Origin of the sequence: Jonesia denitrificans DSM 20603 (assembly GCF_000024065.1) — a bacterium.
Lineage (GTDB): Bacteria > Actinomycetota > Actinomycetes > Actinomycetales > Cellulomonadaceae > Jonesia > Jonesia denitrificans.
The window spans coordinates 1,566,235-1,579,233 of sequence record NC_013174.1 but is presented as its reverse complement, the minus strand read 5'-3'; the positions used below and the strand labels follow the sequence as shown (position 1 = coordinate 1,579,233).

The following is a 12,999-nucleotide window of genomic DNA, read 5'->3' as shown; positions in this document are numbered from 1 at the left end:
GTCTCGCCGCCCAGGGCGTACTCGACGGCGAGGTCAAGCACGCCATTTCCGCCGAACAGGGAGCCGACTTAGCGGGCGGTCGTGGCGGTTGGGATCGATCATGAGGACTCCGGCTGACGAGTGCTTTCCGGTCGGAGGCCTCACAGGACATCGCCGCCGGGCTGGTCAGCGACCAGGTGCGCAGTCGCCCGATCCATCGCGGCCGTTCGCCCCGATATCCCACGCACCGCGCCGATTTGCCCGCACCGGAACTATTCCCTCGGCCACAGAGCCAGTACACGTCTTTCAATCGAGGACTTCCCGCTGTCGAAGCTCGCGCGGCAGCGTCTAGAACTTGACAGGCCACTTGTTCTAAAATCAGTCCATGCGTTCTGAAAATGCCATGCCAGGGACCACGACGTCTCGTGAGCGGTCGACCTCGTTCATCGAGAGGGCGCGGCGCCGGCAGCTGATCGATGCCGCAGTGGTGACGGTGAACGAGGTCGGGTACCACCGGGCATCGCTGGCGGAGATCGCGGGGCGTGCGCAGATCGCCAAGAGCGCGGTGGCGTACTACTTCGCGTCGAAGGAGGGGCTGCTACTCGACGTCGTGCAGACCGTGTTCGCGGCTCTGGGGGAGAGCGTGCTGGCGGCGGTCGACGGGGTCGACGAGCCTGCTGCACGCCTGCGGGCCTATGCGGATGCGTATGTGGCGCATGTGGATGCGCAGCGTCACGCGATCGCGGCGGCGGTGGAGATGGTGGTCTCGCATCGCACGGCGGACGGCACACCGCTGTATCTCGTCGAAGATGAAGATGATACGGCCCTGTTGCGGAGCATTCTGCGGGCCGGAATCGACCAGGGCGTCTTCACGGCGATGCCGCTCGATGTCGCGACCGGGCTTGCGGAGAGTGTGCTGGATCGTGCGATCACCCTCGTGCAACGCAACCCCGGTGCAGACCTCAGAGCTTTGCGTGCGCATGTGGTGCCGTTCTTGTTCCGGGCGTTGGGAGCAGCCGATGACTGAGCCGGTGCGCGGGATCGGTTACGACGCCGGTGTCCTCTACGAGAAAGGCTTCGAGAGCAACCCCTTCTTCACCGAACAGCGCGCACGCCGAGACTTCCGGGCGATCCGTGAAGACCTCGGCTGCGATGCGGTGCTGATCATGGCCAGCGACGCCGACCGCCTCGCGATCGCGGCGAGCATCGCCGCGGAGGAGGGCCTGGGGGTCTGGCTGCAGCCGCGTCCCTTCGATCGGCCCCGCCATGAACTCGTAGAGGCCGTGCGGGCAGCGGCCCTCGCCGCCGAGCGTCTTCGAACCTCGGGCGCCGAGGTGGGGCTGGTCGTCGGCTGTGAACTCACGCTGTCGATCCCGGGAATGCTCCCGGGTCCAACGTTCTGGGCCAGGGGAACCTTGCTGACGGTGACGTTCCCGCTGCTGCCCATTGCGAACCTGCGCCTGCGGCGTCTGCTTGCAGAGCTCGTCGGCGAGGTGCGGGAGTGCTTTGCTGGACCGGTGTCCTACGGGGCGGGGGACTGGGAGCGTCCGGACTGGTCGATCTTCGATGTCGTCGGCGCCGACCGATACCGTGATGCGCGCAATGCCTGGCGGTTCGAAGACGACATCGGCGCGCTTGCTGATGGGGCCCACGCGCAGAACAAGCCCTGCTATGTGTTCGAGTTCGGGTCCTGCACCTACCGGGGTGCGGCCGCGAAGGCTTCCACTGCGTCGGGCGTGCTCGGTGGACTCGCCGAACCGTCCGTGCCGAAGAACCTCGTGCGAGACGAGCAGGAGCAAGCCGATTACCTCACCGATCTCCTCGACGTGTTCGACCGCGCGGGAGTGGACGGGACCTTCGTCTGGGGATTCAGCGAACCCGCCCTGACCACCTCAGATGAGCCCGGCCGAGACCTCGACCTGGCCAGCTACGGCATCGTCACCGCCCACGCCGACGGCACTTGGACACCGAAACGCGCCTACCACGCCCTCGCTCGCCGATATAGGGTAACGCCATGACGACAACGCCCAGACCACGTTCCCGACGCCTTGCCTCCGCCGCGTGGCGGATTGCGTTGGCTATCCTTCCGCTCGGCGCGGGACTGGCCCTCGCGACGATCCTGCTTCCCGCATCAGATAACCCCTCCGCTCCCGGGGCCTTGGGCGCCCGGATCGCGCTTGGTGTCGCGATCAGCGCCGCCACTCTCACCGTGATCGCTCTGCTGGTCCGCCTCTCCGATCACCGCCGGATGAGCGACGTAGGGCTCACGAGCGTGCGAACCGGATGGCGACTGGCGGTGTGGGGCGCGATCGTCTGGACCATCCCGGCCGCGGCGACCTTCGGGGTGCTGGCCCTCCTCGGCGCCCCGCTGACCGTCACCGTCACCGGGCCGGAACTCGCGCGAACCGCCATCCTGCTCCTCGTCGCCGTGCTCCTCGCCGAGGCGCTTCCCGAAGAGGCCGTCTTCCGTGGCTACGTCACCACCGCGCTCGGAACTCTCACTCGCGGGTGGGGCATCATCATCATCCAGGCGCTGCTGTTCACCCTCTTCGCCGCGCTCATGCGACAGAACGCGAACCCTGCCGACCTCTCGCTCTTCCTCACGATGGGAATCGGCTTCGGTTATCTGCGCATGATCACCGGCTCGATATGGATGCCTATCGGGTTTCACACCGCGTTCCAGACTGGGGCGCAACTGGTCCTCACTCACGACGCTATCGACTTCGCCGGTGGAACCGGCGCGGCCATGCTCGCCCTGGGCGTCATCCCGTTCTCGGTCGCCGCGATCCTCGTCAGCAGCACCGGCATCCCCCGTATCGTTCACCCCGACTCCGGCGGCACCCGTTGATCAGATTCGCGACAGTGTCCCCGACTAGCTGAACCGCTACTACGCCGAGGCGGGTGTGCAGAACTCAGCCACGAAGCATTTCGCCGTCACGAGACCGCACCCGCGTCGCTAGTACCATCACGTCGGCCATGCCCTCCTGCTGAACGAGCAGCCGGTGATTCCTTCCGAAGACCCTCCGAACATCGTGGCTCGGAATGAGGGCCGTGATCCGATGGAGTTGCTTGCCGAGTATGTGCGCCCGCCGACGAAGGCCCTACCGTCGCTTCCGGCCTGACGATCTACCGCGCATCGACACTCACCACAAAACCTGCGGCCTTGACCGTGTTGGTCGCGAAAGATAGGACGGGTGGTGAGGACGGGAAACCCGCCTCACCACCCGTCCTTTGTGTCTGCCTACCGGGAATAGTCCTCAAGCAACGCCAACAAGGTGCGCACACCAAACCCAGTACCACCCTTGCTGGTGTACCCATGGGGGCTTTGCTCGTTGAATGAAGGGCCTGCGATGTCAATGTGAGCCCAGGGGCGGTCACCAGTGAACTCTTTCAAGAAATGGCCGGCAACAAGCATGCCACCATAGCGTTGCCCCATGTTCGCAATGTCAGCAACGTGCGAATCCAGTGATGGGCGCAACTCAGCGGGAAGCGGCATTGGCCACAAGGCCTCCCCACTGTCAGTTCCCGCTGCAAGGACCTCTTCCACGGCCGCATCAGTTCCCATGACAGCAGCAACACGGTTACCCAGCGCAATCATCTGAGCGCCAGTGAGCGTGGCGATATCCACAATGAGATCGGGGTTGTCTTCAGTCGCGCTCACCAATCCATCAGCCATGACCAGACGGCCCTCAGCATCAGTGTTCAAAATCTCTACAGTCTTGCCGCCACGCATCGTAATCACATCAGAGGGGCGAGAGGCACTACCAGAGGGCATGTTCTCCGCCAAGCACAAGTACGCGGTGACAGACACGGGCAAGGACAACTGGGCGGCAGCAACCACCGTCGACAACACAGCGGCAGCACCAGCCATGTCAGACTTCATCGCTTCCATACCTGCAGCGGGCTTCAAGGAGATACCACCAGTGTCAAAGGTGATGCCCTTACCAACCAAAGCAACCTTTTTCCCAGCTTTGGCTGGTGTCCACGACAACTTCACCAAACGTGGGCCACGCGAAGAACCCTGCCCTACCGCAAGAATCCCGCCATAGCCACCAGCAGCAAGGGCTTTATCGTCAAGGACCTGAACTTTGACGCCTGTTCCTTTCACAGCCGACTTCGCTGCATCAGCGAACGCTGCAGGGAACAAATCGTTGGGAGGCATGTTGACCAAGTCGCGGGTGCGGTGAACCGCCTGCGCAACAGCCTTCACCTTCGGCAGCGCCTTTTTGACAACAGCCTGCCGAGCCAGCGGGGTGGCAATTTCCACCCGTGACGCCGGAACCGTGGTTCCAGGCTGTTCTGACCGGTACACGGTGTACGTGTAGGAGCCAAACAGTGCGCCTTCAGCAACCGCGATGACCTCAGATTCCTCAGTAGTAGGTAATGCCACGACCAACGAATCAACGCCAGTGATTTGACGGGTAGCGGAGCCAGCTGCCCGTCGCAACTGTTCTTCACGGCCATAGGGCGCATCGCCAAGCCCCACAAAAGCCAGCGTGCGAGCAGCAAATCCACGCGGAGCGGGAATACGCACCACACTGTCAGCCTTGGCACTGGCACCAAGAGCACGCAAGTTGATGTCACCAAGGGTTGCGGTGTCAAAAGTGGTGGGACCAACGATCGTTGGGGTGTCATCGATCGTGTCGACGCCAAGAACGAGAACGTCCGTGGACACAGCGGATAGGTCTTTGGTAGTCAGAGTTATTTCAGCCACATGGTGATCTTACCGCCCCTACCATTGCCAGAACGATCGGGTACGCTCTAAGGCGTGTTCCTGCCGCTCAGTCTTGCTATTTTCGTTGCCGCTGTTGTTGTTCTGGTGTGGGCGTGCATTTTCGTTGCCCGCGACCGCGCGGTGATCCTGCGCCAATTGTGGGCGGCGGCCGTGGTGGAGGGGCTTCTTATCATCCAAACAGTGAGCGCCGCTGTCGTTCTCATTGTCACGCACCGCGACATTATTGTTTGGGAATACTGGGGGTATGTCATCACCACATTGCTGATCCTGCCTGTTGCCGCATTGTGGGCGTTCGCTGAGCGCACAAAATGGAGTTCGGTGGTGCTGGCCGTCGCTGCATTCACCGTGGTGTTTTTGCAGTGGCGGTTGCTTCAACTATGGGGGGCATAATCGTGGCATGGTCGCAGTTGATGAACCGTCTCGCCCAGAAACTTGACACTCAAGAACCGGAGAATGATCCGCGCACGGGGGGCAGCGGCCGCGGGTTTGGGCGGGTTGTGGTGACGGTGTATGCGATTCTTGCTGTTGCAGCAACGGCACGAGCCACATGGCAGCTCCTCGACCATGGGGCACAAGCCCCACTCGCATACAGTTTGTCACTGTGTGCAGGGATTATTTATATCCTCGCGACGCTGGCTTTGGCCAAAGGAACTCCACGGTGGCGTCTGATCGCCTGGGCGGCAGTCATTTTTGAGCTCGTTGGAGTGGTGAGTGTCGGTGTGGTGAGTGTGGTTTTACCTGGGAACTTCCCAGACGCCACCGTGTGGTCTGGCTTCGGCCAAGGGTATGGATACGTCCCACTAGTCTTGCCCCTGGTTGGTATATGGTGGCTTCGGCGTACTCACGCAGATCACTGATGGGATGACGATGTACCGCTTTATTTTCCGCCACCTTTTCCAAAAAATGGACCCCGAAGTTGCGCACACGCTTGTGCACCGAGGGATCACGATTGCTGGGCGGATCCCGGTGATTTCCCACGGGGTGCAACGAGCATTGGCCGGGTACTTGACCGATCCCACGTTGGAGTCGCGTCGAGTGAGCTTTGCAGGCCGGAGTGTCCCCGCACCGTTTGGGCTGGCCGGGGGGTTCGACAAGGACGCGCGCGCCGTGTTGGGCCTGACGATGCTCGGATTCGGTTTTGTTGAGATCGGTACTGTGACCGCTGTTGCCCAGCCAGGTAATGACAAACCACGGGTGTGGCGCGAACTCGATGATCAAGCGTTGCGTAACCGGATGGGATTTAACAACGTGGGTGCTGCACAGGTGGCACGCATTTTGAGCCGGTTGCGTTCGACAAGGCGAGGTCGAGCTGTGTTCCTTGGGGTCAATATTGGTAAGTCGAAGGTGACCCCAGCACAGGAAGCCCCAGCAGATTACGCGACAAGCGCTGCGTTGCTTGCCCCATACGCCGATTATCTTGTGGTCAATGTGTCGTCTCCGAACACTCCTGGTCTCAGGGATCTCCAAGCGGTGGAATCGTTGCGTCCGATTCTTCAGGCAACAAAAGATGCAGCGCAACGGGCACGAGAAGCACACGGGTTGCCGTCGGTACCGCTGCTTGTCAAGATCGCCCCAGATTTAGCTGATGATGATGTGATCCGGGTTGCACGTCTTGCCAGTGAGTTGGATCTTGCGGGTGTGGTTGCTGTGAACACAACGATTAACCATGATCGTGGGCCTGGTGGACTGTCAGGGCCACCAGAACGTCAGCGTGGCGTTGAGGTGGTGCGCATGCTGCGCACCGAACTGGGGGAGGGGCCCATGATCATGGGTGTTGGTGGTATTAGTACCCCAGCCGATGCGCACGCCTACTTTGATGCTGGTGCGACCCTGGTTCAGGGATATACCGGTTTTGTTTACCATGGCCCCTTGTGGGCTGCACGGATGAACAAGGCACTCTTGGGAACCCGGTAAGGTACCGACCTGCCGGGCTCACTGCGCGAAGAGAGCAAAAAGATGTGACAAGACAGTTGGGGCGGCCACCATGAGGTGACCGCCTCAACGTCGTGTGAGTTAGCGCTGTTTTGGTTGGTCTTCCCAGGTGCGGTTGGGGTCACGCACAACAACCTCGCCGAGAACGTCATCGATTTGAGTCATCACATCAGCCGGGATCTCCACCCCGGATGCTGCAACGTTCTCTTCCACTTGTTCTGGGCGGGACGCACCGATGATCGCGGCAGCGACGTTGGGGTTCTGCAACACCCATGCGACACCCAGTTGAGCCATGGACAAGTTGAGGTCCTTGGCAATGGGGGCGAGTTGTTGAACTCGGGTGAGAACGTCGTCGTTCATCATGGACCGGATGAACCGTGACACAGAATCACTGGCAGCTCGTGAGCCTTCTGGGTAGTCCTGGCCTGGCAGGTATTTCCCGGTCAGGATGCCTTGTGCAAGCGGCGACCACACAATTTGGGACAGGCCAAGCTCTTGGCTGGTCGGGACGACTTTGTCTTCGATGACGCGCCACAACATGTTGTATTGCGGTTGGGAGGAGATGAGCTGGAAGCCCAGTTCCTTGGCGTACCGGTGTCCTTCGGTGATTTGTTCAGCGGTCCATTCGGACACCCCGATGTAGAGCGCTTTGCCTGACCGAACAATGTCCGCAAACGCGATCATTGTTTCTTCCAACGGTGTGGAGTGGTCATAGCGGTGGGCCTGGTACAGGTCGACATAGTCGGTGCCCAGGCGGGTGAGTGATCCGTTGATGGATTCCATGATGTGTTTGCGGGACAGGCCGGTGTCATTGGGACCCATGGGGCCAGTTGGCCAGTACACCTTGGTGAGGATTTCCAGTGATTCGCGGCGTTGCCCAGCAAGGGCTTCGCCGAGAACGACCTCAGCTTGGGTGTTTGCGTAGGTGTCGGCGGTGTCGAACGTGGTGATCCCTGCGTCCAGTGCAGCGGAAACGCAGCGTCGAGCTTGCTCATTTTCCACTTGGGATGCGTGGGTCAGCCAGTTACCGTAAATGATCTCGGAGATTTTGAGACCTGAGTTGCCTAAATGTACGTGTCGCATACCTTCACCCTAGGTCACCAGGCCATCGTGTGCACGTTCTCATAGGGTGTGGCTGACACGTTAAAGTCGTGGTGGTTCCCCGTGTTTGATCATGGGTTTGGGTAGGCGTGCTTTACGGATTTGGAATGCCCGCATGACTGCGTACATGGCAAGGCCGCGTTGCATGACTGCGTCGTCTCCAAATCGTTCGATCAATTGTTTTTTGAGTCTGCGCCACAACAAGAAACCATCGGCAATAGCAAGAATGACAGTGAGGTACATGGCGACGAGCCCAACGATCACGACCTGAGCCGGCAGGAGTTGGGTGAACAAGGTGAGGACGAGGAAACCTAGCGCGATGAAGAGGAAATACTCACCAATGTTGTACCGAGAATCAACATAGTCACGAATGTAGCGTCGCACCCGGCCACGATCGCGGTAGGGCATCCGTGATTCGTCACCAGTTTTCATGGCTTCATATTCAAGGTCCCGTTGGACGCGCGCCTGCTCCCGAGCTGCTTTTGCTGCAGCACGGCGGTCTTCTGGAACCAAGGGCCGTTTGCGCGCTGCTTCTGCTTCTGCCCGTGACCGGGTGGGGCGGCCTTTCTTTGCCGGAAGCATTCCGGGAATCGAGTCAGCCCCTGATGTGGGGGACGGGGCGGAAGGCTGGCTTGGGGACTTTTTGAAAAGACTCACCACTGCATTGTAAGCGAACGGGCTAGACCTACGAGACGCTGACGCGGGGGCGTTAGGCTTGATGGGTGACTGACCTAACGACTTTATCGACCCGTGTCCACGACCAGTTCCCACGCCTCCTTGATGACCTCAAGGATCTTGTGCGGATTGACTCCGTCTCAGCGCCCGCGTTTGACCAACAGCGGGTCTACGACAGTGCCGAAGCTGTTGCCACTCTTGTCCGTGAGTTGGGGATGGATGATGTGCGCGTGGTGACCGCTGGCGGTTCGCGTCCCGCTGTCCTGGCATCACGCCCGGCAGCCCCCGGATACCCCACCGTGTTGCTCTATGCGCACCATGATGTTCAACCGCCAGGTGCTGACGCTGAATGGAATACCCCACCTTTTGAACCAACCCAGGTGGGGGAACGGCTGTATGGCCGCGGTGCCGCAGATGACAAAGCAGGGATCGTGGCGCACATTGGCGCACTTCGGGCGGTCGGTGACGACCTCAATGTCGGCGTCACACTGTTCATCGAAGGTGAAGAAGAAATCGGTTCGCCTGGGTTCACTGACTTCCTCACCCAGTACCGCGACGATCTTCGTGCCGATGTGATTGTGGTGGCCGACTCCGCCAACTGGAAGGTTGGGGTACCGGCGTTGACCACGTCATTGCGTGGCTTGGTTGATTGTGTGGTTGAAGTCTGCGTGCTGAACTACGCCGTGCACTCAGGGATGTTTGGTGGCCCAATCCTGGACGCTCTCACAGTCACCTCACGCATAATCGCAAGCCTCCATGATGACCACGGAAATGTTGCGGTTGCAGGCCTAGTCACAGGTGAGGAACCGGCCGTTGACTATGCGGAAGCTGACTTCCGTGCCGACTCAGGTCTTGTTGAATCAGCCGAACTCATGGGCACAGGATCGATCGCTGGCAGGCTCTGGACGAAACCAGCAATCAGCGTCATTGGGATTGACGCTCCCAGCGTCGACGAATCATCCAACACCCTGATTCCCCGAACACGCGTAAAAATTTCGATGCGGATTGCCCCCGGCCAAAATCCTGCCGATGCGCTCGCGGCGTTGCGTGCTCATGTGGAGTCTCATGCACCCGCTGGTGCAGTGGTCAGTGTGCACGACGGCGAGATGGGGCAAGCCTTCCTGGCTCCTAAGGATTCACCGGCGATGCGGGCAGCCCGCCAAGCATTTGCCGATGCGTGGGGCACAGAACCGGTGGACATCGGTATTGGTGGGTCCATTCCGTTCATTGCGGACTTGCTGGAGGTGTACCCTGATGCTGCCATTCTTGTGACAGGTGTTGAGGATCCTGACTCGCGGGCCCACGGCGCCAATGAGTCAGTACACCTTGGCGAACTCGAAAAAGTCGTACTAGCAGAGGCGTTGCTGCTTCGTTCCCTTGGGTAAAAATGCACCTGGAGTGATGGGGTGGGCGGTCATCGGGAGCGCCCACCCCATCACTGTTCCGGAGTTGAAGAAGGCGATGGGGGACGATATGCAACACCAACTGCGCGGGCCCACCCCGCGACGTCCGCGGGAAGTTCTGGGCTTGTTGTTGGACCATCAAACAACGCCATCACATCAGGGGCAGGAACCTTCCCCCCTTTTTTGGCTAAGAACCGTCCCGCGATGATCGCTCGTGCTGCGAGCTGTTCACGGTGGTAGATTTCTTGTTCCAAATACACGATCCGTGGATCCCAGCCCACGATCCGGGTGCGTACTTGAGCCTGTTGGCCAAGAAGAAGTGAGCGGCGGTAGGTGACCGAAGACGCTGCCACGACCGGGTACCACCCACGAGGGTTGAGAAGTTTGTAACCGTCCAGGTCTGCGATGAAATGGGCCCGGCCACTATCCATCATGTTCAGGTAAACAGCATTGTTGACATGAACATAAATGTCGAGGTCACCTGGGCGAACACGAGTGTTGTATACCGAGGTGTCAAGAATGCCAAACCCGGGTTGCGGGCGACGAGGAGCAAATGTTGCAAAGGCAAGAGCGATCTGTCGTGTCACCTGGTAGATGCTACTAGACGTTTCAGATAACTCAGGGTGGGTGCGCACCCAGCGCCCCACCCCAAGAAACAATCACACTCTCATCACACCCCGGGCAACGCCAGCATTTGATCCAATGCGACACGCGCCCAGTGAGCATCATCCTCATTGACAACAATCTGATTGACCACGCGCCCAGCAAGCAACGACTCCATCGCCCACACCAAGTGCGGCAAGTCAATACGGTTCATCGTGGAACAGAAACACACGGTGGAATCCAAATAGTGCACCGATTTATCCGGGTGCGCCTGAGCTAGACGCCGCACCAAGTTCAACTCAGTACCAATAGCCCACGCCGAACCAGCCGGAGCCGCCTCAAGAGTACGAATAATGTGCTCAGTTGACCCCACAAAATCAGAAGCCGCAATCACCTCGTGACGGCACTCCGGGTGCGCAATAATAGACACCCCAGGAACTGCAGCACGCATATCCTCAACGTTTTGCAACGAGAACCGGCCATGCACAGAACAGTGACCGCGCCACAAAATCATGCGCGCATCAGCAATCTGCTGCTCAGTGAGCCCACCACCAGGACGACGAGGGTCAAACACCACACACTCCTCCAGTGACAAGCCAAGCTTCAACACAGCGGTATTTCGGCCAAGGTGCTGATCCGGGAGGAACAACACCTTCCCATCACCATCGAGCCCACCCACCTGATCAAATGCCCACCGCAACGCAACCTCAGCGTTCGACGAAGTGCACACCGTCCCACCATGACGCCCAGTAAACGCCTTAATCGCGGCCGAAGAGTTCATGTACGTCACCGGGATCGTGCGCTCACCAAGCCCCGCATCAACAAGAACATCCCACGCGTCCTCCACCTGATTGATCTCAGCCATATCAGCCATTGAGCAACCAGCAGCAAGATCAGGAAGAATGACCTTCTGGGCATCAGACGTCAAAATATCCGCCGACTCCGCCATAAAGTGCACCCCACAAAAAAGGATGAACTCAGCGTCCGGCCGTGCCGCCGCCTCACGCGCGAGCTTAAAGGAATCCCCAGTCACATCAGCAAAATCAATAACCTCATTACGCTGGTAGTGGTGGCCAAGAATAAACGCCCGGTCACCCAACGCAGCCCGAGCAACCCGTGCCCGCTCCACCAAATCAGGATCCGAGGCTGCGGGCAAAGCCCCCGTGCACTCCACACCACGTTCTGAGTTCATATCGGCCTGCTGTCCCAACAGCAACAAAGCAGGAGACGAACCGGGTTCTGTGAACTGCCCAGGCCCAGAGGGGTGGCTTGGCTGCGTGAAAGTGTCCATAGTCGTCATGGTAGTAGTTTCCCACACTGACTCACAGGGCAGTCCGCAAACGTCCCATGACCCTCAGCAACACGCCACAGTGTTCCCCACAACACTGTCGTACACTGACGCCATGCGCGTGACCATGCTTCTCGACACCCCGCACACCCCACACCACACAGCAGCACAGTGGGTCACAGGTAACCCCCACGCCGTCGTCACCACCCACGCAATGCCCGCCACAATCAGCGCACTCACCCGCGTCCTGCGGGCCGGAGAACTCGCAGATGCCACGCCCATCACCTGGATTCCCATCACCCGACACGACACCAGCACGGACTGGACTTTCAGTGCCGCTGCCCTCGCCACCGCCTGCGGGGTGACGTCGCTGCTGCCACACGGACCCACGAACCCGCATCACACCGCTGTCCTTGCCGTGGACCACGCAATGACCGCCGCCCACGGGTGGGGCGTGTGGGCGCACCTCAGCCGGGAACTCACCGGCACCAACCTGCCCGCGTGGCGAACCCAACCGCCCGCGCACGCCGCAACCGCGCTCGCCACAAGCATCCACGCAGCCCGTGACCTGCTCCGACACGCTGACCTCCACGTGGTGTGGGATCAGCCCACCCCGCTAACTGGGTTCCACGGTCTTGGGGCAGTCAATGCACTTGACGGGCATGAAGACCCCCACACCGCTCAGGACAACGAGCGGTTTCTCACCGAACTCATCAGCCACTACCCGCACACAGACCCCCAACGATCCTTAACTCCCACACCGTCAGCGAAAGACCTTGCCCGGGTGGAAGGGGCCGGAACAGGCGGAGGGCTCACCTGGCTCCTCTCCCTTTCCGGGGTGCGCCACAGTCACCTCTCTCCCTATCTCGCGAACGCGCTCAACGCTGAGACGATCTGCGCAAGCAGCGACCTGATTGTCGCTGTGCAACCAACTCTCGATGCGCGAACCATCGCCACCACGCCAGCGGGAATTGCGGCCCAGGCAGCGGCCCCTCACGCAATACCCGTTGTTGTCGTGGCCACTGACATCATCATGGGGCGTAGGGAACGTGCCCAGCACGGAATTGCTGGCGCCTATCCCAGCACGACAGCGACCTACAACGACACACTGCAGCGAGTCGCACGCACCTGGCACGAGGTATTGTGACAAAGATCTTTGAAGAAATGAGACAACGCGTACTAGTCTGGGGAACTGGGAACAACAACGCTGTCAACAGCGTTGACCACAGTGCCCGAGCTGATAGCACAGTGCCCGTGCACTGACTTGCCCCCGACTTGGCGGC

13 protein-coding genes are annotated in these 12,999 nt (G+C 60.2%); 8 read left to right on the top strand and 5 right to left on the bottom strand.

The genetic code is table 11. The features are described 5' to 3' along the window. Nucleotides 1–364: 364 nt before the first annotated feature. From JDEN_RS07400 to JDEN_RS13000, 3 genes are read left to right on the top strand one after another with little or no spacing between them, the layout of a single operon-like run. Nucleotides 365–1,006, top strand: coding sequence for a TetR family transcriptional regulator (locus JDEN_RS07400; RefSeq protein WP_015771748.1), 642 nt, complete (start codon nt 365–367; stop codon nt 1,004–1,006). Beyond that, entirely contained in the window at nt 999–1,997 is a 999-nt protein-coding gene (locus JDEN_RS07395; protein WP_015771747.1) for a hypothetical protein, read from the top strand. Before JDEN_RS07400 ends, JDEN_RS07395 begins: the two co-directional genes overlap by 8 nt. Beyond that, complete coding sequence (locus JDEN_RS13000; RefSeq protein WP_015771746.1) at nt 1,994–2,827, top strand: CPBP family intramembrane glutamic endopeptidase; 834 nt, start codon at nt 1,994–1,996, stop codon at nt 2,825–2,827. Before JDEN_RS07395 ends, JDEN_RS13000 begins: the two co-directional genes overlap by 4 nt. A 393-nt stretch (nt 2,828–3,220) precedes the next feature. On the opposite strand, the gene JDEN_RS07385 is transcribed toward JDEN_RS13000, so the two are convergent. Continuing rightward, on the bottom strand, nt 3,221–4,693 hold the full coding sequence (locus JDEN_RS07385; protein ID WP_015771744.1) for a leucyl aminopeptidase: 1,473 nt from the start codon (nt 4,691–4,693) through the stop codon (nt 3,221–3,223). Between the two features lie 54 nt (nt 4,694–4,747). Here JDEN_RS07385 and JDEN_RS07380 point away from each other — a divergent pair, with 54 nt between their 5' ends. From JDEN_RS07380 to JDEN_RS07370, 3 genes are read left to right on the top strand one after another with little or no spacing between them, the layout of a single operon-like run. Continuing rightward, nucleotides 4,748–5,104, top strand: coding sequence for a hypothetical protein (locus JDEN_RS07380; protein ID WP_015771743.1), 357 nt, complete (start codon nt 4,748–4,750; stop codon nt 5,102–5,104). A 20-nt stretch (nt 5,105–5,124) separates the two neighbouring features. Further along, nucleotides 5,125–5,571 (top strand): hypothetical protein, encoded by a 447-nt coding sequence (locus JDEN_RS07375; protein ID WP_226926581.1) that lies wholly within the window; start codon nt 5,125–5,127, stop codon nt 5,569–5,571. Nucleotides 5,572–5,581: 10 nt separating this feature from the next. Continuing rightward, nucleotides 5,582–6,628, top strand: coding sequence for a quinone-dependent dihydroorotate dehydrogenase (locus JDEN_RS07370; RefSeq protein ID WP_015771741.1), 1,047 nt, complete (start codon nt 5,582–5,584; stop codon nt 6,626–6,628). Between the two features lie 99 nt (nt 6,629–6,727). Here the strand turns inward: JDEN_RS07370 and JDEN_RS07365 are convergent, their stop codons facing one another. After that, nucleotides 6,728–7,729 carry an aldo/keto reductase family protein gene (locus JDEN_RS07365; RefSeq protein WP_015771740.1) on the bottom strand — a complete coding sequence of 334 codons (1,002 nt, stop codon included), beginning with the start codon at nt 7,727–7,729 and terminating at the stop codon, nt 6,728–6,730. 60 nt (nt 7,730–7,789) lie between these two features. After that, nucleotides 7,790–8,404 carry a DUF3043 domain-containing protein gene (locus tag JDEN_RS07360; RefSeq protein ID WP_041288324.1) on the bottom strand — a complete coding sequence of 205 codons (615 nt, stop codon included), beginning with the start codon at nt 8,402–8,404 and terminating at the stop codon, nt 7,790–7,792. Between the two features lie 65 nt (nt 8,405–8,469). On the opposite strand from JDEN_RS07360, the gene JDEN_RS07355 reads away from it, so the two are divergent. Further along, complete coding sequence (locus tag JDEN_RS07355) at nt 8,470–9,807, top strand: dipeptidase (RefSeq protein WP_015771738.1); 1,338 nt, start codon at nt 8,470–8,472, stop codon at nt 9,805–9,807. A gap of 50 nt (nt 9,808–9,857) precedes the next feature. Here the strand turns inward: JDEN_RS07355 and JDEN_RS07350 are convergent, their stop codons facing one another. Together JDEN_RS07350 and nadA are read right to left on the bottom strand one after the other, a co-directional pair. Continuing rightward, nucleotides 9,858–10,412, bottom strand: coding sequence for an acyl-CoA thioesterase (locus JDEN_RS07350; RefSeq protein ID WP_041288323.1), 555 nt, complete (start codon nt 10,410–10,412; stop codon nt 9,858–9,860). 83 nt (nt 10,413–10,495) lie between these two features. Next, nucleotides 10,496–11,719: a quinolinate synthase NadA gene (nadA, locus tag JDEN_RS07345; RefSeq protein ID WP_049754449.1), complete on the bottom strand. Its 1,224-nt coding sequence runs from the start codon at nt 11,717–11,719 to the stop codon at nt 10,496–10,498. A gap of 112 nt (nt 11,720–11,831) precedes the next feature. Here nadA and JDEN_RS07340 point away from each other — a divergent pair, with 112 nt between their 5' ends. Further along, the gene (locus JDEN_RS07340) at nt 11,832–12,863 is read left to right on the top strand and encodes a glycerate kinase (protein ID WP_143713270.1); all 1,032 of its coding nucleotides are present in this window, start codon (nt 11,832–11,834) and stop codon (nt 12,861–12,863) included. Nucleotides 12,864–12,999: the final 136 nt, after the last annotated feature.

Coding starts and splice junctions, on each gene's coding strand:
- JDEN_RS07400 (WP_015771748.1), top strand. CDS start 365: ATGCGTTCTGAAAATGCCATGCCAGGGACCACGACGTCTCGTGAGCGG.
- JDEN_RS07395 (WP_015771747.1), top strand. CDS start 999: ATGACTGAGCCGGTGCGCGGGATCGGTTACGACGCCGGTGTCCTCTAC.
- JDEN_RS13000 (WP_015771746.1), top strand. CDS start 1,994: ATGACGACAACGCCCAGACCACGTTCCCGACGCCTTGCCTCCGCCGCG.
- JDEN_RS07375 (WP_226926581.1), top strand. CDS start 5,125: ATGAACCGTCTCGCCCAGAAACTTGACACTCAAGAACCGGAGAATGAT.
- JDEN_RS07370 (WP_015771741.1), top strand. CDS start 5,582: ATGTACCGCTTTATTTTCCGCCACCTTTTCCAAAAAATGGACCCCGAA.
- JDEN_RS07365 (WP_015771740.1), bottom strand. CDS start 7,729: ATGCGACACGTACATTTAGGCAACTCAGGTCTCAAAATCTCCGAGATC.
- nadA (WP_049754449.1), bottom strand. CDS start 11,719: ATGGACACTTTCACGCAGCCAAGCCACCCCTCTGGGCCTGGGCAGTTC.
- JDEN_RS07340 (WP_143713270.1), top strand. CDS start 11,832: ATGCGCGTGACCATGCTTCTCGACACCCCGCACACCCCACACCACACA.